The sequence below is a fragment of the Kribbella caucasensis genome, from assembly GCF_004361855.1.
Lineage (GTDB): Bacteria > Actinomycetota > Actinomycetes > Propionibacteriales > Kribbellaceae > Kribbella > Kribbella caucasensis.
The window spans coordinates 695,117-716,408 of sequence record NZ_SNWQ01000001.1 but is presented as its reverse complement, the minus strand read 5'-3'; the positions used below and the strand labels follow the sequence as shown (position 1 = coordinate 716,408).

Here is a 21,292-nt window from a genome sequence, read left to right as displayed (position 1 = left end):
GGTGATTCCCCGGTCGCTGTAACTTAGCTGTAGCGGCGGCCTGGGGAGGTGAGGATCGTGAGTCAGCCGTATCCGGGGCAGTATCCCGTTCGGCCGATGGTTCCGATCGCACAGCCGAAGTACCGGCCGCTGCGGCGGATCGCGCTCGCCAGCATCGTGCTGATGGGCCTCACTGTGGTGGCCGCCGTGATCCAGGCCGTCGTCATGTGGACGTCGTACGACGAGGTCAAGCGGTTCATCTACGGCCTGCTGTCGGAGGAGGAGCTCGACCGCGGGGTCCAGTCGATCGCCGGCACCGGGCCGCTGCTCGACTTGTCCGGCTACCTGTTCCTGGCGACCGGGATCGCGTTCTTGATCTGGCTCTGGCAGGCGCGGGAGAACACCGAGGTGCTGAAGTCCGCGTTCGCGTACCAGGGTGGGTTCAGCTCCGGTCCCAGCGCGCATCGGCATGAGAAAGGCTGGGCGATCGGCGGTTGGTTCTGTCCGATCGTGCAGTTCTGGTATCCGCTGCAGGTGGTCGAAGACGTGGTCACCGCCAGCGAGCCGGCGCACCAGCCCGGCGCCGCGCGATCCGGCCGGATCCGCACGCTGCTCTATGGCTGGTGGGGGACATGGACCGGGTTCTGGGTGATCCTGGTCGGCGGTGGGGCGGTCGCGATGATCAGCTTCATCTCCTGGATCGTCCGGCTGGTCAGCGCCGCCGATGCCGCGGACGCGGCCGGCGACTACGTGGACATCTACGATCTGCAGGACTTCATGGTCCGCGTCGCCCTGGCGGTGAACATCGGCTTCACCGTCGCCACGATCCTGCTGATCGTCGCCGGCATCACGGTCTCACTGCTCATGCACCGGGTCACCTCTTGGCAGGACGGCCGCGTTCCCGTGGGCGGTCCGCCCCTCGGCCCTGCCCTGCCCGACCACTCGCCTTCGCATCTCCCACCCGTCCGCCCACAGGACGGTCCACCACCAGGCGGCCCGCCGCAGTACGCGCCCCGCCCGAGTTTCCCCACCTACGCGACGAATCCGTCAGGCCCCAACGCCCGCCCGCAGACCTACGGCCCCGAGCAGTACGGCGGCACGACCGCGCACCCCACCTACGGCCCCGGCACCTACCGAGGAACCACCGGCCACCTGGCCCCCAACACCACCAGCTCGGTCGCCCAAGCCGCCACCGCCCCCGGTCCCCACGGCCCAGGCGGCTACGGCGGCACCCTCGGCACCAGCCCAACCACAATCCCAACCGCCCGCCCCGGCCCTGGTCAGTCGGGCCCTGGTCAGTCGGGGCCTAACCACCCGGGGCCGAACGGATCCGGGTCCTCACTCGTCGGCCCGCCCACGACTCACCAACCACCGCGAGCGGACCATCCAACCGACCCGATCCCCACTACTGGACCCGACCAGGACCCACCGCCCGGCGGCGCCACCCCCTGGCAACCGCCTCACTAGGCCAACGCCGCGCCTTCGCTGGTCAGCCGACATACGGCTGCGGTCGCGTCGTCGTGACGTTTGCCCCGGAAGCTCGCCGGATCCGCCGCGGTGTCGTAGGCCCGCACGCGATCGATCAACACCTGCGGCCCCGCGGACTCCAGCAGATCCACCAGCTCTTCCCACGTGTGCCCGTACCGCTCGGCGTACCGGGAAGCCCCGTCCGTCAGCAACGCGATCACCTCGACCTCGCCGCGATCCGTCGTACCGGCGACCGCCTCGTACGCCGCCTTCGGCTCGGTGCTCGCCACCCAGAATCCGCCCGGCTGGTTCCGCAACCGCCGGACCGCCGCGAAGGTCCACTCCGGCAACAACTCGATCCGGTTGTCCGCCACGACCGAGACCACGCCGGCCGGCGACCGCAGAACGACCGGCGAATCCGCCAGCACCAGATGTTCGACAACCTCCGAACCCACCCGAACCATCGAAACGGTCGACGACGGACTGTCCGGATTCGTCAGGTCACACGTATCGGCGTGCTCAGCACAAACCGCGCTGATCGCATCCGCGAGGATGTCGGCCAGCGGCGCCCGCGACCTCCCGAGCAGCGGCACCGCCAGCTGCCCACCGAGCTGCCCGACCAACCACGCCACGTCATGCCGGCACCCCGATTCGACCCCCGCCGGCGCAGTCGCCCCATCCAGCACCACCACGAAGTCAGGCCCGGTCAGCACCAGATCTTCATTCACCGAGGGCGGTACACGGTCAGGCGCAGGCCAACAAGCCGAACGAATCTCCACCCGGCCCATTCAATCCCGAGCCGTCCAGGTGTCCTGCAGCGACTGGTCAAGGGGGATCCGGCAGGACCAACCCAGGTGCTTCTCGATCAGCGTCGTGTCGGCCTGCTGCCAGGGAACGGCATCCGCCGGCGAACCCGCATGCCCCGCATGGACGGATCCCTCGACCAGCTTCGTCTCGGTCCCGCTGAGCTCGATCAGGCGGTTGACGACGTCGCGGGCGAGTGCGGCGCGCCCCGAGCCGACGTTCAGCACCGGCGGCAGTTTCGCCTCGGCTGTCGCCACCGCGATCACCGCCTCGGCGACGTCCCGGACGTCGACGTAGTCCCGCCACGCCTCCAGCGAACCCAGTTCCAGCGTGTCCGTCGTCCCGAGCAGCCGGATGACCCGGCCGAGCAACGTACTCGGCGGCGATCCCGGCCCGGTGATGTTGAACGACCTCACCACCACGGCGTCCGCCCCGTTCCGCTGCGCGCGCAGTACCAGCTCGGATCCGGCCAGCTTGGTGAACCCGTACGCCGCTCCCGGCCGGAGCTCCGTCTGCTCGTCCTGACTCGTCCCGTACGCCGCCCCGCCGTACTCCGCGGCTGAGCCGATCTGGATGAAGCGAGCGTTGTTCGCCGTCCGGTGCATCGACGAGAGCAGCGCCTCCACGGCGACCACGTTGCCCCGGGTCAGCGCCAGGGTGTCGCCGTGGGTCGCAGCGGCCGCGTTGATGATCACGGTCGGCTTGTACAGGCCGAGCTGGGTGTCGAGTGCGTAGCAGTGCCCGGTGGCGAGATCGAACCGCCGATGTGGATCGCCGGTACTCCGGGTCATGCCGCGGTGCTCGATCCCGCGATCGGCGAGCAGCGCGCAGATCCGGGCACCGAGGAACCCGCCGGCGCCGAACACCATCACCCGTTCTGATCCGGTCACCTGGCCCATCTTGCCCGCTGTCGTTGTCGATCCCCTGAACTTTGTCCGTCGGGGTCGTCACAATGCTGGGTGAGACAGGAGGCCGGACCGCCGCACGATGGTGCTCCGGGCCGCTCCAGGGAAGGAGTGCCGTGGCCGACCGGCTGCACGGGCGTCCCGCGCCCAAGACCGAATCCACCATCCGCGACTGGGAGGATGCCGACCCGTCCGGGCAGACCTTCACCAAGGTGCTGTTCATCGATTCCGACCTGACCGAGGTGACCAACCAGGGCGGCGTGTTCGAGGAGTGCACCTTCCGCGGCGTCCGGTTCAACGCATCCGTCCACACCGACGCCGCGTTCGTGAACTGCACATTCGTCCGCTGCTCGTTCTTCGACTCGGCTTTCACCCGCTGCAAGCTCATGGGCAGCCTGTTCGACGACTGCACGTACAACCTGATGAAGGTCGACGGCGGCGACTGGTCCTTCACCGGCCTGCCCGGGGCGGACCTGCGCGGTACCGAGTTCACCGGTGTGAAGCTCCGTGAGGCCGACCTCACGGGCCTCCGCGCCTCGAAAGCCGTGTTCCGCAACGTCGACCTGTCCGGGGCCTACCTCCATCAGGCCGATCTGTCCGGCTGCGACCTCCGCGGCTCGGACCTGTCCACCGTCGATCCACTGACAGTCGCCCTCAAAGGCGCCATCGTCGACCTCCCTCAGGCGATGACCATCACCCAGTCCCTCGGCCTGGAGGTTCGCCCCTGACTGTGGATAACTCCAGCGCTATGACCCGGCTATCCCCAGATTTCGTCCACAAGCTGTGGATAACCTCCCACTCTCCGTGGTCATCATCCACCGTCACCCCGCCAGACGGCGTCAATCGGCACCCACGCATGTACCGGAGAACAGCCGACCCCAGCCGCGCACACCGGCGTACGGCGGGACTCAGCGCAGCCGTGCCATGGGGTGGAGTGGGTTCGTCCGGGCGGTGACCGGGACTGGAGACAGCTCCTGCCGTCGATGCCGAGCGGCCGGCCGCCCTCGTGTCGCCAGCAGCGCGCCATGGTCCACGACGTACACCGGGACGGTGAGCACCCGCCCTCGACTGATGATCGCCTGGACGCCCGCGGCCAGCCCGACGCCCGCGAACGCTCCGGCCGTGTTCGCGATCAGGTCGTGCAGCTGACACGACCGGCCGAGTTGCGGTACCAACGCCTGGATCGCCTCCACCGCGGCCGACAAGCCGATCCCGGTTGCGATCCCGTCCGCCGGCCGCCCACAGGCCAGCGTGAGCATCCCGGCGACGGGCACGAACAGCAGCACGTTCAGCAGCCCCTGCACCGACGTCAGGCCACCCGTCGTGGCCAGGTGGGTGCCGCAGCTGCCGAGGCCGTTCAGCCGGTTCGCGGTCGGGCTGAGGGTCGCCGCCAGTACGAGTGCGAACGCGGCCGGCATCAGTACGGAGGCGAGCCGTGGCACCACTCCGTCACCGCGACGCCGGGCGGCCGACACCGCGATCGGGATCGCCATCCCGGTGAGAACGAGCCAAGTGTCCAGCAGGTGCGGGATGCCGCGATAGGTCTCGAGCACGTGTCCGGATCCTCCGTCGTCGACCGGTTTCACGCGCGCCAGACCGGACCCCGCGTGAGCACAGCGTCAAAGGAACGTCGCCGAAAACTTCCTCATCAGACGATCGGCTGACAGTTCCGCCGCTCGCTAGTGAGTTCCGGACATCGCAAACAAACAGTGCACACCCCGTGACAATCCGTACCCGAACTGTCACGACTTTTCAGTAGCCCAAGGCAACAACCTAGTTGCCCCCAGCAACCTCACCGCGGCGCTGACTTGGCGGCGTCGGAGCGGCAACTGTTGATGAGACCTTCAGTTTCGTGGTCCCCTGATCCGGGTTCTCATCATGCTGGTTGCCGATCAGAGGGGTACGAGCTGTGAAGATCAAGCATCGGATGATCGTTCTCGAGGCGGCGGATCTCCACGCGGAGAGCGCGTTCTGGGCCGGGCTGCTGGGCGGCACCGTCGAGGCGAACCAGCGATGGCACAACATCTGGGTCGATGGGGACTGGCAGCTCGGAGTCCAGCTGGCGCCGAATCACGTCCCGCCCAGGTGGCCCGACGACACTTCGCCGCAGCAGATCCACCTCGATTTCTACCTCGAGGATCTCGAAGCCGGGCATGAGCGGGTGCTGGAACTGGGCGGGCGATTGTTGAAGGCGGCCGACGACTCCGCCGTACCGTCAGGCTTCCGGGTCTACGCCGATCCCGCCGGCCATCCGTTCTGCCTGTGCTGGCTCCCCTCACAGGCGTAACCAGAGGTCAAGACTGGATCAGGCTGTCATCGGCTTGCGATAAAGGACGCATCGCCTCAGTGGACCCACTGCTACCTCTGGGTCGTCGAAGTCCTCGGCCGGGTCGGTGGTCATGCCGATCCGCTGCATCACAGCCTGCGAGCGCAGGTTCGTCGTCGTGGTGATCGCCAGGATCTCAGGCATCCGGTGCGTGTCGAAGCCGTACCGCAGTACGGCGAGCGCCGCCTCCGTGGCGTACCCGTGCCCCCATGCCGACCGGGCCAGCCGCCAACCAGCCTCCACGCCTGTGAACGGCATCCCCTCGTCCACCGTGTCCAGGCCGGCGAACCCGACGAATTCGCCCGTGTGGCGAACCTCCACCGCCCAGAACCCGAAGCCGTTGCGGTCCAGATCGTCCTGGAAGCTGCGCACCGAGGCCGCCGCCTCCTCGGCGGTGAGCAACGGCCCGAGATACTCCCGGACCTCCGGGTCGGCGTTCATCGCTGCCCACGGCGCCAGGTCGGACTCCCGCCAGTCCCGCAGAACCAGCCGATCAGTAATGATCTCCACCACCCGGCGAAACTATCCGCCCCCTCCAAGCCGAGCAAAGCATTATCCGAGCCACACCTTGCCCTCGCCCCGGGGCACCGAGCTAGCGGGATAGTGCGGCGACGCAGCGTTTTGGGGCGCTGCAACGTTCAAGGGGTAGGACAACCCCGTAGTTGGGAGTCGGGTGTGGAGTTCGACGAGTACGTGGCGGCCCGCGGGCAGCAGTTGGTGCGGCTGGGCTACGTGCTGTCGGGTGACCGATACCGCGCCGAAGACCTGACACAGGAAGCTCTGATGAACGCCTATCGGCATTGGCGGCGTGTACGAGGCATGGACGATCCACACGCCTACGTACGCCGTGCCCTGGTCAACGCGCATGTGTCGGCGGCCCGACGTAGCTCCTCCCGCGAGACACCTCGGGTGCTGCCTGCGTCGGACCACTCGGAACCTGATCCGGCGTTGGCGGTGACTGAGCACGACGCGATGTGGCGCGCGCTGATCCAGCTACCGCTCCGGGAGCGGACGGTGATCGTCCTGCGGTACTACGAGGATCTCGACCATGCCTCGATCGCGGCCGTGCTCGGGATCAAGGAATCCACCGCCCGAGCGACTGCGAGCAGGGCGCTCGCCGCGCTGAGAGCGGCCCACGATCCGGCGATCGTCAAGGGAGCTGACGATGACCATGACAGATTTTGAACGCGAACTTCGCGCGATCCTGATCGAGGTAGGCGAGCGGGCGCCGGTGGTCGAGGACCTCGTCAGCCGAGCAGCCACGCCCGTTCGCCGCCGCCGCACCTGGCTGGCATCCGGCCTCGCCGCGGCAACCATGGCTGCGGTCGGAGTCACCATTGCCGTCACCACGCCGGCCGGGAACGAGCCCGCGGGGGTGTCGACGTCCAGCACATCGGCATCGACGCAGACGCAGGCCGAGGCGCTGCTTGGCAGCTGGCGGCCAGTCGACATCGTCGGGTTCGACAACTCGAAACTCCCGCCCTCCGGGCCGCCGGCGGCCGACCGCGCGCCGAACATCGGGTTCACGAGCGATGGGCGATGGCATGGTTCGGACGGGTGCAACGGGATCGGCGGAACCTACCGCGCCGGCGACGACGGATCAATCAGCGCGGATGCCGGCCCTCAGCACCTGATCGGCTGTGACAACGTCCCCAACTCAATAGTGCTTCAACGGGCAGTACGGTTCGCGATCGACGGCCGCTCGCTCACCTTCTCCGCGGCTGATGGACAACGGCTCGGAACCTACGAGCGGGTGTGACTGCGGCACGCGGAGTCGCCGCGAGGTTCGGAGCTGGAACGGGAGAATCGGGCGCCGACCAGCGGAGTGATGGTGGAGACGAGGGGACTCGAACCCCTAACCCCTGCCTTGCAAAGGCAGTGCTCTGCCAGTTGAGCTACGCCCCCGTGGGGGTGATCAGCGGCCCGGGGTGACCGGGTCGACGGCCTCGGCCCAGAGGTCCTTGTCGGCGCGGGACTGCTGGGTCTTCTTGTACGCGAAGTATCCACCGATGCTCGCTACCAGGACCAGCAGAACCTTCTTCAGCACCGGGACTCCTCGGATCGGTGTGTCGATCAGTTGGGGATGGTGGGCCTAACTGGACTTGAACCAGTGACCTCTGCCTTATCAGGGCAGCGCTCTAACCGTCTGAGCTATAGGCCCGCAGTGCGGGATCGAACCCGGGAGAGATTACCGCACTCGGGCCCTGTCTCCCAAACCGGTTCCGATCGGCCCGACGGCAGCGGGGATCGGAACCGGAACCAGGCGGTCAGTCCTCCGACGCGAGCGTCACCTCGAGGCCGCCCAGCAGGGTGGCCGCGATGTTGTAGAGGAACGATCCGAGCGTCGCCAGCGCGGTGAGGATCAGCACATCCGCGCAGGCGAGCAAGGTGGTGAAGCCCATCACCTTGCCGGTGTTGATGTAGTTCTCGATCCGGAACGGTTCGGCGGACGGCGTACCGAGAACCTCGGACACAGTGTTGTTGATGTTGTCGAACACGCCGGCCGCGCCGATCGCCGACCAGACGATGAACACCGCGACCCAGGTCACGATGCCGAACGCGATCGACAGCAGGAACGACGTCTTCATCACCGACCACGGGTCCAGCCGGGCCAGCCGCAGCCGCGCCTTGCGGACCTGACCGCGAGTCGACGGCCGCGGCGCCGGTTCGGTGGCCGCCGACGGCCTCGGCTTGTCGGTGCTCGCCGCCTCCTTGACCGCGGCGGCCTTGTCCAGCACGGCCTGCTTCGCCGCGCTGACCCGATCGCCGAACGTCTCGGTCGACTTCGCCGAGGGCGACGACAGCTTCCCGGTCTGCCCGTACGCCGGGGTCGCGGGCTGCCCGGGAGTCGCCGGACCGGAGGTCAGCCTCGGTTCGGGCCGGCCGGGCGTGCTCGGAGTCACCGAAGCCGGCCGCTGGCCCACCGGAGACTGCCCCGCCTTCGCCGCGGGGACCGCCAGACCAGGCTGACCGACACCCGGATGTGTCGAGATCGGCGGGATCGATGACGACTGGATCGAGGGCGACGGCTGCGACTGCTTCGAGACCGGGCGGACCGGCGGCTGCTGCGGCGGCCGCGCCGGCTTGGATCCGACCGAGGACCCGGGCTTGGACCCAGACGAACCTGGCTTCGACCCGGCCGACGACGGACCGGACTGCGATCCGCCCGACGGTCCCGGCTGCGATCCCCCCGGCTGCGGCTGGTTCACCGTCCGGGGCTGGGGGCGGAGATCCGTCGGATTTTGGGCCGCCTTCTGCCCGTTCGGCGTACCTGGCCGCGGCTGGGAACCGCCGGCCCGTCCGTTGGAGGCCGGTCCGGCCGGTGGGTTGGACGGCGCCTTCCCGTTGCCGCCCTGGGGCGACCGCTGGGATTTGGCGTTGTCCGCACCATCAGGCCATGTCGGCCTCGCACGGTTGGTCATCAGATGCCCTCCTGGCCGGCTTCGTCGTCATCGACGGTAGCCGTGCCGTCGGCGTCAGTCGAATGGTTGTCACCATCCTGGACGCTCTCAGGGGTGGTTTCGGTTGTCGAACCGTCCACATCCTGGGCATCCTCGACCGCATCCGCGCTGATCACGACACCCTCCTCACTCACCGTGAGGTCGGTGTTATGAGCGATCGCGACCACCGCGTCCGACTCGCCGACGCCGGCGAACTTCACGCCCATCGTGTCGCGGCCCTTCACCGGCACGCTGTCCACCCGGCTCCGGACGACCTGGCCGCTGGACTTGATCGCCAGCACCTGGTCGCCGTCCCCGACGATGATCGCGCCGACCAGCGAGCCACGCTCGTCGTTCAGCTTGACCGCCTTGATCCCGAGCCCACCACGCCCCTGCTGCCGGTACTCCGAGACCCGGCTGCGCTTGGCGTAGCCGGCATCGGTGACGGTGAAGACGTACTGCTCGTCCTCCTCCGTCCCGGCCCGGATCACCGACATCGACAGCAGTTCGTCGCCGGGGCGGAACTTCATCCCGGTGACGCCGGAGGTGGCCCGGCCCATCGGCCGCAGCTGCTCGTCGTTCGCGGTGAACCGGATCGACTGGCCCTTCCTCGACACCAGCAGCAGGTCGTCCACGGCGGTCGCCAGGTCGGCGCCGATCAGCTCGTCGTCCTCCTCGCGGAAGTTCACCGCGATGATGCCGCTCTGCCGGGCGGAGTCGTAATCGGTCAGCGCGGTCTTCTTGACCAGCCCCCGCTTGGTGGCGAGCACCAGGTAGTCGGACTGCTCGTAGTCGCGCAGGGTCAGCACCTGGGCGATCTCCTCGTCCGGCTGGAACGAGAGCAGACCGGCCACATGCGATCCCTTGGCGTCCCGCGCCGACTCGGGCAGCTGCCACACCTTGGCCCGGTAGACCCGGCCTTTGGTGGTGAAGAACAGCATCCAGTGGTGGTTCGTGGTGGCGAAGAAGTGGCCGATCTCGTCCTCGGCCCGCATGGTCGCGCCGCGAACTCCCTTGCCGCCGCGGTTCTGGACGCGGTACAGGTCAGTCTTGGTCCGCTTGGCGTAGCCGCCGCGGGTGATGGTGACGACGACGTCCTCGTCCGGCACCAGGTCCTGGACGGACAGGTCGCCGTCGGCCGCGATGATCTCGGTACGCCGCTCGTCGCCGAACTTCTCCACGATCTCGGCCAGCTCGTCGCGGACGATGTTCCGCTGCCGGATCGGGCTGGCCAGGATGTCCTCGAGGTCGGCGATGACGGCCTCGAGCTCGTTCAGCCGGTCGATGATCTTCTGCCGTTCGAGGGCGGCCAGCCGGCGCAGCTGCATGTCCAGGATCGCCTGGGCCTGGATCTCGTCGATCTCCAGCAGCGAGATCAGGCCGGTCCGGGCGTCCTCGACGTCCGGGCTGCGCCGGATCAGGGCGATCACCTCGTCCAGCGCGTCGAGCGCCTTGACCAGACCGCGGTAGACGTGGGCCTGCTTCTCGGCCTCACGCAGGCGGTACCGGGTCCGCCGCTGGATGACCTCGATCTGGTGCTCAAGCCAGTGCGTGATGAACAAGTCCAGGCTCAGCGTCCGCGGCACACCGTCGACCAGGGCGAGCATGTTGCAGCCGAAGGTGTCCTGCAGTTGCGTGTGCTTGTAGAGGTTGTTCAGCACGACCCGGGGCTGGGCGTCGCGCTTCAGCACGATCACCAGGCGCTGGCCGGTCCGGGACGAGGTGTCGTCCCGGATGTCGGCGATGCCGCTCATCTTGCCGGTGTTGACCAGCTCGGCGATCTTCTGCGCCAGGTTGTCCGGGTTGACCATGTACGGCAGCTGGGTGACGACCAGGCTGGTGCGGCCCTTCGCGTCTTCCTCGATGTCCACCACCGCGCGCATCGTGACGGAGCCACGACCGGTGCGGTAGGCGTCGTCGATGCCCTTGTAGCCGACCACCAGGGCGCCGTTCGGGAAGTCCGGGCCCTTGATGTGCTCCATGCAGGCGGCCAGGATCTCCTCCTGGCTGGCGTCCGGGTTCTCCAGGCACCAGTTCGCGGCGGCGGCGACCTCGCGCAGGTTGTGCGGCGGGATCTGGGTCGCCATCCCGACGGCGATACCGGCCGAGCCGTTCACCAGCAGGTTCGGGAAACGGCTGGGCAGGATCACCGGCTCCTGCGAGCGACCGTCGTAGTTGGGGCGGAAGTCGACCGTCTCCTGGTCGATGTCGCGCACCATCTCCATCGCCAGCGGAGCCAGCCGGCACTCGGTGTACCGCATCGCGGCGGCCGGGTCGTTACCCGGCGAGCCGAAGTTGCCCTGGCCCTGGATCATCGGCGCCCGCATCACCCACGGCTGCGCCAGCCGGACCAGGGTGTCGTAGATCGCCGAGTCGCCGTGCGGGTGGTACTGACCCATCACGTCACCGACGACACGCGAGCACTTGGAGAAGCCACGGTCCGGCCGATAGCCGCCGTCGTACATCGCGTAGAGGATGCGGCGGTGCACCGGCTTGAGGCCGTCACGGACCTCGGGCAGGGCGCGGCCGACGATGACGGCCATCGCGTAGTCGAGGTACGACTGCTGCATCTCCGTCTGCAGATCGAGCGGCTCGATCCGGTCGTGTCCCGGCGAAGTGGGGGTCTCGGTCATCTCGTCCCGTTCGGTTCAATACGTCGGTCAGTACGGCGAAGCTGTGGTGGCCGCCCGGCGGCCCGGGCGGCGGTCCTCAGATGTCGAGGCTGCGCTAAATATCAAGAAAGCGGACGTCCTTGGCGTTGCGCTGGATGAAGTTCCGGCGGGCCTCGATGTCGTCGCCCATCAGCGTCGCGAAGGTCTCGTCGGCCCTCGCGGCGTCGTCCAGGGTGATCTGCAGCAGCACCCGGTTGGCCGGGTCCATCGTGGTCTCCCACAGCTCCTGCGCGTTCATCTCACCCAGACCCTTGTAGCGCTGGGTCCCGTTCTCCTTGGGCAGCTTCTTGCCCGCCTCGAAGCCGGCCGCCATCAGGCCGTCCTTCTCCCGCTCGGTGTAGGCCAGCTCGTGCGGCCCGTTGCTCCAGCGGATCTTGTACAGCGGCGGCTGCGCGGCGTACACGTGACCGCGCTCGATCAGCGGCCGCATGAACCGGAACAGCAGGGTCAGCAGCAGGGTCCGGATGTGCTGGCCGTCGACGTCGGCGTCGGCCATGATCACGATCTTGTGGTACCGCAGCTTCTCCTCGTCGAAGTCCTCGTGGATGCCGGTACCGAGGGCGGAGATGATCGCCTGCACCTCGTTGTTCTGCAGCACCTTGTCGATCCGGGCCTTCTCGACGTTCAGGATCTTGCCCCGGATCGGCAGGATCGCCTGGAACTTCGGGTCCCGGCCGCCCTTCGCGGAGCCGCCCGCCGAGTCACCCTCGACGATGTAGACCTCGCACTCCTCCGGATTGGTCGACTGGCAGTCGGACAGCTTGCCCGGCAGCCCGCCGCCACCCAGCAGGCCCTTGCGGTTGCGGGCCAGGTCGCGCGCCTTGCGGGCGGCGATCCGGGCGCTCGCGGCCGCGGTCGCCTTGCGGATGATCTCGCGGCCCTCGGTCGGGTTCTGCTCGAACCAGGCGCCCAGCCGGTCGTTCACGACCTTCTGGACGAAACCCTTGACCTCGGTGTTGCCGAGCTTGGTCTTGGTCTGGCCCTCGAACTGCGGCTCGCCCAGCTTGACCGAGATGATCGCGGTCAGGCCCTCCCGGACGTCGTCACCGGTGAGCCTGTCCTCTTTCTTCTTGATCATCCCCTGGTCCTCGCCGAACGAGTTGACCAATGAGGTGAGCGCGGCGCGGAACCCCTCTTCGTGGGTGCCGCCCTCGTGCGTGTTGATCGTGTTCGCGAACGTGTGCACGGACTCCTGGAACGATCCGCTCCACTGCATCGCGAGCTCGAGGCTGAGGTTGTCCTCGTTCTGCGCGGCCTCGAAGGCGATCACGTCGCGGTGCACGGTCTCGCGGGTCCCGGTCAGGTACTTCACGAAGTCGATCAGGCCGTCGTCGTACCGGAACGACTGCTCGACCGGGTTGCCGTCCTCGGTGTGGTCCGGCCGCTCGTCCCGGATCACGATCTCCAGGCCCTTGTTCAGGAAGGCGTACTCGCGGAAGCGGGTGGACAGCGTCTCGTACGAGTAGGTGGTGGTCTCGAAGACGTCCGGGCTGGCCCAGAAGGTGACGGTGGTGCCGTGGCCGTCGGACGGGCCGATCTCTTCCAGGTCCGCGTCCGGGACGCCGATGGTGAACGACTGGGTGTATTCCTTGCCGTTCTGCTCGACGTCGACCCGCAGCCGGGTGGACAGCGCGTTCACCACGGACACACCGACACCGTGCAGACCGCCGGACACCTTGTACCCACCGCCGCCGAACTTGCCGCCGGCGTGCAGCACGGTCAGTACGACGGTGACGGCCGGCTTGCCCTCGGACTCGACGATGCCGACGGGGATGCCACGGCCGTTGTCCTTGACCCGGACTCCGCCGTCGGCCAGCAGGGTGACGATGATCTTGTCGCAGTACCCGGCGAGGGCCTCGTCCACGGCGTTGTCAACCACCTCGGTGACCAGGTGATGCAGACCCCGCTCACCGGTGGACCCGATGTACATACCGGGACGCTTCCGGACCGCGTCGAGGCCCTCGAGGACCTGGATCGCGCTCGCGTCGTACTCCTTCTCCACGAGACTGGAGGGGATCACGCTGTCTGGTACGACGGTGCCGATGCTGTCGGCGGACGGGTTTGCGTCGATCTCGGTCGGCTCGTCGGTCACCGTCTGTTGTCCTCCTCGGACCCCGCGTACACGGGGCATCGATGCACAGTGGAAGCCGCCCCTACCGTCCCGGACCTCGGACCCTGTTTCCGGCCCGTCGGTGGCCTGATCAGTAGCAGCGGCTCTCTCAACGGCCCCAGTCTACCTGTCGAGCGAAGCAGAACCGGCCATGAGGCGGCCGAAACTGTGGACAGGGCGTCTTTTCTCCCTCCTCGCCATGTCCCCTCTCGCGGGTGGGGGCTCGGAAAGCGCTCACGGGCGCTCAGTGGCTTCTGACCGACTTGTCCCTGACCGTCTGATTTCCGAGACCCGGACCGGCGATCCGACCGGGGATCCAACCGTGATCCGGCCGGGTTCCGGAACCACCCGGCCGCCGCACCCACCGGCGCTTAGGATCACTGCCGTGGAAAGTCTCGACGACGTCATCGACGCCATGATCGCCGACCGGGTGATCCACCGGCACCGCCGCAAATGGCTGATCGCCCTCGCCGTCGTCGTCGTACTCGCCGTGGTCATCTGGCTCACCGGCGGCTGGAAGGAGCACAAGGGCCGCTCGGTCCCCACGCTGACCGCCCCGGTCACGGTCGAGGCCGGCCGGTTCGAGTTCGGCTTCACCAGCGCCAAGATCATCCGCAAGCCGAAGGGTGAGTACAGCAAGGCCGAGACCCGTCTCGAGGTGTACCTCGACATCAAGAACATCGATGACGAGGAGCAGACGAGTACGTATATGTCCGGCGGGCTGCTGAAACTCGTTGTCGGCGGTGGCGAGGACCCGATCGACTCGAATGGCGCCACCTGCCATGACGAGCTGGGCTACGTCTTCGTCTACGGCCTGCCGTCGGAGTCCTGCTCGGCCAAGTTCGAGGTGCCGGTCGACTTCGACGCGAAGGAGGTCGAGATCGGCGTGATGGGCGAGCAGTACGACGCCGCCAGCGAGCTGACCGGCGCCACCGACGACAAGTACTGGGGGGCCGAGACAGCGATCAGCGTGGTCCGGCTGCCGACGACGATCGAGACGGAGGAGAAGTGAAGCTCTACCGTCCGGCGACCGTCGTGATCGGCGTCATCTTCGTCCTGCTCGGCGGTCTGACCCGGCTGGGCGAGCCCGAGCAGGTGTTCGACAAACAGGACCGGGTCGTCACCAGCGGCACGATCGGCGAGGAGCTCGAGTACGGCGACTCGAAGCTGACCATCACCCGGATGCGCTTCGTCAAGTCGTTCCAGGCGGACGAGTCCGACGACAAGATGGTGCAGACGAAGGGCATCTTCGTCGCGATCGAGTACGACGCCGTCCGCGGCGGCAAGGACCCCGGCACCAACAGCGTGATGCTGAGGGCCGACGGCGGCTCGGTCTACGAACCTGTGACCGAGGTGATCGGGGACAGCGTCAGCTTCCCCGAGCCCGGGTTCGCCCAGACCGGAGCCTTCGTGTTCGAGGTCAACCCGGCCGACGTGACCGGCCTGACCTTCTATCTGAAGAGGACCCAGTTCTTCAACTCGCTGGCCCAGGACCTGTCGATCGACCTCGCGGTGCCCAGCGAAGAAATCGCCCAACGGTCGATCGACGGCGCCGCCGACGAGTACGTGATGCCCGATGAGACCACCCGGGTGGCCGAATGAGAATCTCCAACCGCTTCTTCCGGCTGACGGCCCAGCTCTCGCTCCTGGTCGTGCTGCTCGGCCTGAGCGCGTACCTGTTGCTCCGGACCTACCTTGGCGACGAAGAACGGCTGTGGAACGAAGGTGCCGTCACGGAGGTGGTCGACGGCGGCCCGGTGACGATCGAGAAGGTGACCTGGAAGATCGATTCGATGCAGCCGTACACCCGGCTGGTCGACGAGGAGAAGAAGGCGATCGAGGTGGACGACAACGTCGCCGGCTCGGTCGTGATCCTGGTGACGGTCTCCGTCACCCCGCTGGACGGTCTGAAGATGAACGATGGCGGATTCACCTGTGACGCCGCGCTGCGCGACGATCGCGGCAACGTCTGGAAGAGCAAGGACGTGTTCCGGCTGCCGCTGTCCACCTATTGCGGGAACGACGACATGCCGATCAAGCGGAACGAGACCGGCAAGATCGCGAAGGTCTTCGTGGTGCCGGCGTCCGCAGTACCGCATCTGACCGGGATTCAGGTGGAGACCCGGGAAAAGTTCCGCCGGGTGCTGATCACCTTCTGATCCCAGTGCCGATCAGCCCGATGCTGATCAGCCCGGTACTACTCAACTCCGGGCGTCGGCCGCTTCGCCCTCGGTCTTGGCCGCTGCCGCCTGGGCGGCCTCCGCTCGGCGCTGCGCACTGACCGAGATACACATGTCGAACGCGGCCGCCAGCAGGGCGATCCGGAAGGTCTCGAACAGCACGTCCTTGATCAGCGAGGCGATCTCGTGGTTCATCAAGCCCCAGCGCTCGCCGTGGACGCCGAGCAGCCGCTGGATGCCCACGAACGTCCACTGGTCGCCGAGCGTGTAGAGGGTGTAGACCAGGCAGACCACGCCCAGGAAGACCGGACCGGATCGGACCAGCAGCCGGAACGCGTTCAAGGTGGGGTAGAACTTCTCCCGCAGCCCGCCGAGCAGCAGGTTGGGCGCCTTGTTGGTGAGCGCGACGATCCGGTTCGGCTGCTTCTCCACGACCGGCTGACCGCCCAGCCGCTGTTCCAGCCGTGTCCCGCGCAGAACTCCATGGCCGGACAGCACTCGGTGTCCGAACACGACTGTAGTGATCGCGAGCCAGGTCAGCGGCTCACCGACACCTTCCTTGAACAACGGCCACAGCGGGTCCCAGAAGAATCCCCAGAGGAACACGATTCCGTCCGGCACCGGGATGTTGATGCCGTCGAAGAAGTTATTGAAGGCGTCCCACCAGTCGAGGGTGAGGTACCAGAAGTTCCGCGCCTGGAACCACCCGATGAACTGATTCTTCGCCGACGGGAGCACCACGACGGTGATCAGCAGGAAGAACGCCTCGGCCCAGACCTGGACGAACTTGGCCGGCCGGCTCGGCCAGCGGTCGTCGATCGCCTCGACCACCCGGCGGAGGACCAGCAGGACGACGATGGCCGGCAGATAGCCCCGCCAGGCGTCGCCGGCGACGTTGAAGAACTGAGCACCCGGCTGGAGCCCGATCTGGACCATGTTGGTGGCCGACAGTTGCCCGATCTGATCCTCCAGAAAACCCCAGGCGGACCAGATGGCGACCAGCGGGAGCATCGTCACCGCCAGCAGCTCCATCAGGTTCTGCTGGGTCGGGTCGGAGGTCTCGTCCTCGTCGTCGCTGGCGGCGTCGCGCCAGCGGTAGAGCGAGTTGGCGCAGGTCCGGATCATGCCGACCGATGCGGCGATCTGGGCCAGCACACCGGCCGCGAACATCCCGAAGGCCAGGCTCTTGTGCTGATGTGCGCTGAGCCAGATGGCGCCGTTGACCGCGGCCCGGAAGCCGACGTAACCGGCCAGGAACCACATCACCAGGGGCAGCAGGTTCCGACACCACAGCCGGATGGTGTCTCCGACCAGGTGGACCAGCTCGCTGAGTCCCTCGACCATCGTGCGCATCGCGCCGATCCTAGGGGAGCCCCGGGTCGCGATCGCAACCGATCTCAGCCGTAGGTGTCTCTTGGACCGCGGCCGCCGCGGATGGTACGGGGACCCTTACGCCAGGTGGGGGTGTTGGGGCCTTGGACGGTGACGTGGGTGACGGTGCCGTCGCCCAGTTCGGCGTTGAGGCGGCGAACCAGCTCGGGGGCCAGCAGGCGGAGCTGGGTGGCCCAGGCGGTGGAATCGGTACGAACGGTGAGCTCGGTGTCGGTGTAGCTCTCCGGCTTGCAGTGTTCGGCCATCTCGGGGCCGACGATCGACGGCCAGCGGGCCATCACACCGTGCACGGCGACGTCGATCTCCCAGCCCTGGTCGCGCATCAGCCGGCCGAGGGTGTTCGTCAGCTTCTGCGGATCGCGGTCGTCAGGGCGGGCGCCGCTGACCTGGACGCCATCGGCGCGGCGCCTGCGGCGCTTGAGGACCGGTCTGGCCGGGCCGTTCTTGGCCGCGGCACTCTTCAACCGGCCGGCCAGCGACTTCGCCAGGTCGAGCCCCTGCGTGTCGTGCTCCGCTTCCTCGGGCAGCAGGCCCGACTCGACCTCGCTCTCGGTGCCGCTCTCAGGGCCGCTCTCAGAGGAATTCCGGGGTTCAGGCACGGCGAACCGTCCCGTCACCGACGTCGAACCGCTCGCCGGCCAGCTCATCCGGTACGTCGGCGCCGACCGCGGCCGTCACCAGGACCTGCTGGGCGGGCGCTACCAGCTCGGCCAGCCGGTTCCGCCGTTGCGAGTCGAGCTCGGCGAACACGTCGTCCAGGATCAGCACCGGCTCACCCCCGTCCGCCCTCAGCAACTCGTACGACGCCAGTCGCAGCGCGAGTGCGAACGACCAGGACTCACCGTGACTCGCGTACCCCTTGGCCGGCAAGTCCCCGAGCCCGAGCAAAATGTCGTCGCGATGCGGGCCGACCAGGGAGACCCCACGGTCCAGCTCGTCCTGCCGCTTCTCCCGGACCGCGTCGAGCAGGACCTGGGCGAGGTCGTCCCGCGACGTGACACCTGGCTCCAGCCGGACCGACGACTTGTACTCCAGCCGCGCATTACCCTTGCCCCGGGCAACAGCGTCGTACGAGCTGGAGACCAACGGTCGAAGGGATTCCAGCAGTTCGAGCCGGGTGGCGAGCAGCTCCGAACCGGACTTGGCCAGGTGCGAATCCCAGACCTCGAGGGTGCGGAGCTGCCCCTCGGCGGCGCCGGATCGGTTCTGCCGGCGTGCCATGGACGCGCTGCGCAGCAAGGAGTTCCGCTGTTTGAGCACGCGGTCGTAGTCCTGCCTGACGCCGGCCATCCGCGGCGATCGCAGGGTGAGCAGCTCGTCCAGGAACCGGCGCCGCTCGGACGGATCGCCCTTCACCAGCGCGAGATCCTCGGGCGCGAACAGCACCGTGCGGAGCAGGCCGAGCACCTCGCGCGGCCGGGGGACCGGTGAGCGGTTGATCCGGGCCCGGTTCGCCTTGCCCGGGTTGATCTCGAGCTCGACCACCACGTCCCGGTCGTACTCGGCGCGGATCTCGGTCCGGACGATCGCTCGCGGCGCACCGGCCCGGACCAGGGGCGCGTCGGTGGCGACCCGGTGCGAGCCGAGCGTCGCGGTGTAGTGGATCGCCTCGACCAGGTTCGTCTTGCCCTGGCCGTTCGGTCCGACGAAGGAGGTCACGCCCGGTGAGAGCTGGACCTCCGCCTGCTGGTAGGACCGGAAGTCGACCAGACCGAGGGCGGTGACATACACCTGCTGGTCTCAGTGCTTGATCGGCGGCGTCGCGTACGACGGGTCCTCGGCGCCCTTGACCGCGTGGCCGCCGAACTGGTTCCGCATCGCGGCGATCGCCTTCATCGCGGGGGAGTCCTCCTGCCGGGAGGCGAACCGGGCGAACAGCGACGCGGCGATGGCGGGCACCGGTACGGCGTTTTCGATGGCGGCCTCGACGGTCCAGCGGCCCTCACCCGAGTCGTCGGCGTACCCCCGGATCTTGTCCAGGTGGGTGTCCTCCTTGAGCGCGTTGACCATCAGGTCGAGCAGCCAGGACCGGATCACGGTGCCCTCGCGCCAGGAGTTGAACGCCTCCGGGACGTTGTCCACGACGTCGGCGGCCTCGAGCAGCTCGAAGCCCTCGGCGTACGCCTGCATGATCGCGTACTCGATGCCGTTGTGGACCATCTTGGTGAAGTGCCCGGCGCCGACCTTGCCGGCGTGCACGAAACCGAACTCGCCCTCTGGCTTGAGCGACTCGAAGATCGGCATCAGCGTCGTGATGGTGGCGGCCTCACCGCCGCACATCAGCGCGTAGCCGTTCTCCAGGCCCCAGACGCCGCCGGAGACGCCGCAGTCGACGAAGTTGATGCCCTTCTCGGCCAGCTGCGCCGCCCGCCGGGTGTCGTCGGTCCAGCGGCTGTTGCCGCCGTCGATCACGATGTCGCCCTCGGACAGCAGCTCGGCCAGCTCGGTGATCACCGGATCGATGGCCTGCACCGGCACCATCACCCAGACGACCTTCGGCTGATCTGTTGCGGTGAGCTTGCCGACCAGGTCGGTCAGGTCTTTGGCGTCGGAGATGTCCGGGTTGTGGTCGTAGCCGACCACGGTGTGGCCGGCGTTACGAATCCGCTGGCGCATATTGCCGCCCATCTTGCCGAGACCGACAAGGCCGAGCTCCATCGTGAATCCCCTTGTTCTGTTGGCTTTCCGCTGTCGTGGTGGTCCAGGGTCAGCTGTTCAGACGGACCGGCATCAGGACGTACCGGAACTCGCTGATCGGATCGCTGTCGAAGTCCACCACACCGGTCAGTTCGGCCGGCTTCGTCGCTTGGGTGAACGCCAGATGGGCCACCGGTGTTCCGATCGCGTTCAAGCCATCGAGCAGGTACGTCGGGTTGAAGCCGACGGTGACCGGTTCGCCGGCCACCCGTGCCTCGATCGACTCCGACGCCTGAGCCTCGTCGCCACTGCCGGCGTCGAGCGTCACGGTGTCCTCGGAGAACGTCAGCCGGACCGGCGCGTTCCGCTCGGCCACCAGGGCGACGCGCTTGACCGCCTCGACCAGGGTCGCGGTGTCGATCCGGACCCGGGTGGCGATCGCGGCGTCGGTCGGGATGATGCCGCGGACCTTCGGGAACTCGCCGTCCAACAAGCGGGTGGTGGCCCGGCGGTTGCCGCCGGACACCTCGCCTTCGAAGCCGACGATGCCGTCACCGCTGCCCGGAGCCGCGAGCGACACGATGATGTCGGTCCCGGTCATCGCCTTCGCGGTCTCGGACAGCACGCGGGCCGGGATCAGGGCGGCCGCCGACGCGTCGGGCGAATGCGGGTTCCACTCCAACTCGCGGATGGCCAGCCTGTACCGGTCGGTGGCCAGCAGCGAGATGGTCGATCCCTCGATCTCCACCCGGACGCCGGTCAGCACCGGAAGAGTGTCCTCGCGACCGGCCGCGGTGACGACCTGAGAGACGGCCTGGGCGAAAACGTCGCTACGAACCGTGCCGCTGGCCGCCGGAAGGTCTGGCAGAGCCGGATATTCCTCTGTGGGAAGCGTCTGGAGCGTGAATCGAGAAGTGCCACAGGTGACCTGGGCCTTCGCGCCGTCCACGGCGACGTCCACGGGCTGGTTGGGCAGGCTCTTGGAGATGTCGGCGACGAGCCGGCCGGAGATCAGGCACTTCCCCGAATCCGCCACCTGTGCGGGCACGGTGACGCGCACGGAGGTCTCGTAGTCGAAGCCGGACAGGGTGATCTGCCCGTCCTCGGCCTCGACGAGGAGTCCCGCCAGGATCGGGACGCTCGGACGACTGGGCAAACTACGCGCGGCCCAGGCCACCGACTCGGCCAGTACGTCGCGCTCGACGCGAAACTTCACCGCTGGGTGCCTCCTGATTCGGCTGTGTGCCAGGCAGATCCTGCCACGGACAGATGTGATGTGCGCCAACCGGGCTTGACGCGGCGCTTCGGGCGGGTCGTCCGCCGAAGTCCACGAGTGGGCCTTGGGGTGTCGCAGGAACAGCCTGACAGGTCGCGCCGACA

20 protein-coding genes, 2 tRNA genes and 1 pseudogene are annotated in these 21,292 nt (G+C 67.8%); 8 read left to right on the top strand and 15 right to left on the bottom strand.

Annotated elements, in window-relative coordinates:
• Nucleotides 1-96 precede the first annotated feature (96 nt).
• A complete protein-coding gene (locus EV643_RS03455) occupies nt 97-1,446 on the top strand; it encodes a DUF4328 domain-containing protein (protein ID WP_133798435.1) in 1,350 nt (449 codons plus the stop codon).
• Here the strand turns inward: EV643_RS03455 and EV643_RS03450 are convergent.
• Complete coding sequence (locus EV643_RS03450) at nt 1,443-2,174, bottom strand: protein phosphatase 2C domain-containing protein (protein WP_238165327.1); 732 nt, start codon at nt 2,172-2,174, stop codon at nt 1,443-1,445. The genes EV643_RS03455 and EV643_RS03450 overlap by 4 nt on opposite strands.
• A gap of 60 nt (nt 2,175-2,234) precedes the next feature.
• Nucleotides 2,235-3,140, bottom strand: a complete 906-nt coding sequence (locus tag EV643_RS03445; RefSeq protein WP_238165326.1) for an NAD-dependent epimerase/dehydratase family protein — start codon at nt 3,138-3,140, stop codon at nt 2,235-2,237.
• Between the two features lie 131 nt (nt 3,141-3,271).
• Between EV643_RS03445 and EV643_RS03440 the strand changes: the two genes are divergently transcribed.
• Nucleotides 3,272-3,883: a pentapeptide repeat-containing protein gene (locus EV643_RS03440; RefSeq protein ID WP_133798433.1), complete on the top strand. Its 612-nt coding sequence runs from the start codon at nt 3,272-3,274 to the stop codon at nt 3,881-3,883.
• Nucleotides 3,884-4,063: 180 nt separating this feature from the next.
• Here the strand turns inward: EV643_RS03440 and EV643_RS03435 are convergent, their stop codons facing one another.
• Complete coding sequence (locus EV643_RS03435; RefSeq protein ID WP_133798432.1) at nt 4,064-4,708, bottom strand: VanZ family protein; 645 nt, start codon at nt 4,706-4,708, stop codon at nt 4,064-4,066.
• Nucleotides 4,709-5,064: 356 nt separating this feature from the next.
• On the opposite strand from EV643_RS03435, the gene EV643_RS03430 reads away from it, so the two are divergent.
• Nucleotides 5,065-5,442: a VOC family protein gene (locus EV643_RS03430; protein ID WP_133798431.1), complete on the top strand. Its 378-nt coding sequence runs from the start codon at nt 5,065-5,067 to the stop codon at nt 5,440-5,442.
• 18 nt (nt 5,443-5,460) lie between these two features.
• On the opposite strand, the gene EV643_RS03425 is transcribed toward EV643_RS03430, so the two are convergent.
• Nucleotides 5,461-5,994 (bottom strand): GNAT family N-acetyltransferase, encoded by a 534-nt coding sequence (locus EV643_RS03425; protein WP_133798430.1) that lies wholly within the window; start codon nt 5,992-5,994, stop codon nt 5,461-5,463.
• Nucleotides 5,995-6,156: 162 nt separating this feature from the next.
• On the opposite strand from EV643_RS03425, the gene EV643_RS03420 reads away from it, so the two are divergent.
• Nucleotides 6,157-6,666 (top strand): SigE family RNA polymerase sigma factor, encoded by a 510-nt coding sequence (locus EV643_RS03420; RefSeq protein WP_133798429.1) that lies wholly within the window; start codon nt 6,157-6,159, stop codon nt 6,664-6,666.
• A complete protein-coding gene (locus tag EV643_RS03415; protein WP_166665296.1) occupies nt 6,653-7,240 on the top strand; it encodes an META domain-containing protein in 588 nt (195 codons plus the stop codon). The genes EV643_RS03420 and EV643_RS03415 overlap by 14 nt, the downstream gene beginning before the upstream one ends.
• Nucleotides 7,241-7,310: 70 nt before the next feature.
• On the opposite strand, the gene EV643_RS03410 is transcribed toward EV643_RS03415, so the two are convergent.
• The 6 genes and pseudogenes from EV643_RS03410 to gyrB all read right to left on the bottom strand — a co-directional run bounded on the left by EV643_RS03410 (nt 7,311) and on the right by gyrB (nt 13,728).
• Nucleotides 7,311-7,386 (bottom strand) — tRNA-Ala (locus tag EV643_RS03410).
• Between the two features lie 10 nt (nt 7,387-7,396).
• The gene (locus tag EV643_RS45370; protein WP_238165325.1) at nt 7,397-7,528 is read right to left on the bottom strand and encodes a DLW-39 family protein; all 132 of its coding nucleotides are present in this window, start codon (nt 7,526-7,528) and stop codon (nt 7,397-7,399) included.
• Between the two features lie 37 nt (nt 7,529-7,565).
• Nucleotides 7,566-7,642: transfer RNA gene (locus EV643_RS03405), tRNA-Ile, on the bottom strand.
• 106 nt (nt 7,643-7,748) lie between these two features.
• Nucleotides 7,749-8,903 carry a DUF3566 domain-containing protein gene (locus EV643_RS03400; RefSeq protein WP_133798427.1) on the bottom strand — a complete coding sequence of 385 codons (1,155 nt, stop codon included), beginning with the start codon at nt 8,901-8,903 and terminating at the stop codon, nt 7,749-7,751.
• The gene (gyrA, locus tag EV643_RS03395; protein ID WP_440589963.1) at nt 8,903-11,491 is read right to left on the bottom strand and encodes a DNA gyrase subunit A; all 2,589 of its coding nucleotides are present in this window, start codon (nt 11,489-11,491) and stop codon (nt 8,903-8,905) included. The genes EV643_RS03400 and gyrA overlap by 1 nt, the downstream gene beginning before the upstream one ends.
• Before the next feature lie 157 nt (nt 11,492-11,648).
• Nucleotides 11,649-13,728 (bottom strand): annotated as a pseudogene (gene gyrB, locus EV643_RS03390) (DNA topoisomerase (ATP-hydrolyzing) subunit B).
• Nucleotides 13,729-14,088: 360 nt separating this feature from the next.
• On the opposite strand from gyrB, the gene EV643_RS03385 reads away from it, so the two are divergent.
• Genes EV643_RS03385 through EV643_RS03375 form a run of 3 tightly spaced genes read left to right on the top strand, consistent with a single transcriptional unit; the run spans nt 14,089 to nt 15,862 of the window.
• Entirely contained in the window at nt 14,089-14,715 is a 627-nt protein-coding gene (locus EV643_RS03385) for a hypothetical protein (RefSeq protein ID WP_133798424.1), read from the top strand.
• Complete coding sequence (locus EV643_RS03380) at nt 14,712-15,305, top strand: hypothetical protein (protein ID WP_133798423.1); 594 nt, start codon at nt 14,712-14,714, stop codon at nt 15,303-15,305. The genes EV643_RS03385 and EV643_RS03380 overlap by 4 nt, the downstream gene beginning before the upstream one ends.
• Nucleotides 15,302-15,862, top strand: a complete 561-nt coding sequence (locus tag EV643_RS03375) for a hypothetical protein (protein ID WP_133798422.1) — start codon at nt 15,302-15,304, stop codon at nt 15,860-15,862. The genes EV643_RS03380 and EV643_RS03375 overlap by 4 nt, the downstream gene beginning before the upstream one ends.
• A gap of 42 nt (nt 15,863-15,904) precedes the next feature.
• Here EV643_RS03375 and EV643_RS03370 read toward each other — a convergent pair whose 3' ends face one another.
• The 5 genes from EV643_RS03370 to dnaN are packed head-to-tail and all read right to left on the bottom strand — an operon-like array spanning nt 15,905 to nt 21,128.
• Nucleotides 15,905-17,236, bottom strand: a complete 1,332-nt coding sequence (locus tag EV643_RS03370) for a hypothetical protein (protein WP_133798421.1) — start codon at nt 17,234-17,236, stop codon at nt 15,905-15,907.
• Between the two features lie 44 nt (nt 17,237-17,280).
• Nucleotides 17,281-17,874 carry a DciA family protein gene (locus tag EV643_RS03365; RefSeq protein WP_133798420.1) on the bottom strand — a complete coding sequence of 198 codons (594 nt, stop codon included), beginning with the start codon at nt 17,872-17,874 and terminating at the stop codon, nt 17,281-17,283.
• The gene (gene recF, locus EV643_RS03360; RefSeq protein ID WP_133798419.1) at nt 17,867-19,006 is read right to left on the bottom strand and encodes a DNA replication/repair protein RecF; all 1,140 of its coding nucleotides are present in this window, start codon (nt 19,004-19,006) and stop codon (nt 17,867-17,869) included. Before recF ends, EV643_RS03365 begins: the two co-directional genes overlap by 8 nt.
• A 9-nt stretch (nt 19,007-19,015) precedes the next feature.
• On the bottom strand, nt 19,016-19,933 hold the full coding sequence (gnd, locus tag EV643_RS03355; RefSeq protein WP_133798418.1) for a phosphogluconate dehydrogenase (NAD(+)-dependent, decarboxylating): 918 nt from the start codon (nt 19,931-19,933) through the stop codon (nt 19,016-19,018).
• Between the two features lie 49 nt (nt 19,934-19,982).
• Nucleotides 19,983-21,128: a DNA polymerase III subunit beta gene (gene dnaN / locus EV643_RS03350; protein ID WP_133798417.1), complete on the bottom strand. Its 1,146-nt coding sequence runs from the start codon at nt 21,126-21,128 to the stop codon at nt 19,983-19,985.
• Nucleotides 21,129-21,292 lie beyond the last annotated feature (164 nt).

Coding starts and splice junctions, on each gene's coding strand:
- EV643_RS03400 (WP_133798427.1), bottom strand. CDS start 8,903: ATGACCAACCGTGCGAGGCCGACATGGCCTGATGGTGCGGACAACGCC.
- EV643_RS03415 (WP_166665296.1), top strand. CDS start 6,653: ATGACAGATTTTGAACGCGAACTTCGCGCGATCCTGATCGAGGTAGGC.
- EV643_RS03370 (WP_133798421.1), bottom strand. CDS start 17,236: ATGCGCACGATGGTCGAGGGACTCAGCGAGCTGGTCCACCTGGTCGGA.
- gnd (WP_133798418.1), bottom strand. CDS start 19,933: ATGGAGCTCGGCCTTGTCGGTCTCGGCAAGATGGGCGGCAATATGCGC.
- EV643_RS03375 (WP_133798422.1), top strand. CDS start 15,302: ATGAGAATCTCCAACCGCTTCTTCCGGCTGACGGCCCAGCTCTCGCTC.
- gyrA (WP_440589963.1), bottom strand. CDS start 11,491: ATGCAGCAGTCGTACCTCGACTACGCGATGGCCGTCATCGTCGGCCGC.
- EV643_RS03455 (WP_133798435.1), top strand. CDS start 97: ATGGTTCCGATCGCACAGCCGAAGTACCGGCCGCTGCGGCGGATCGCG.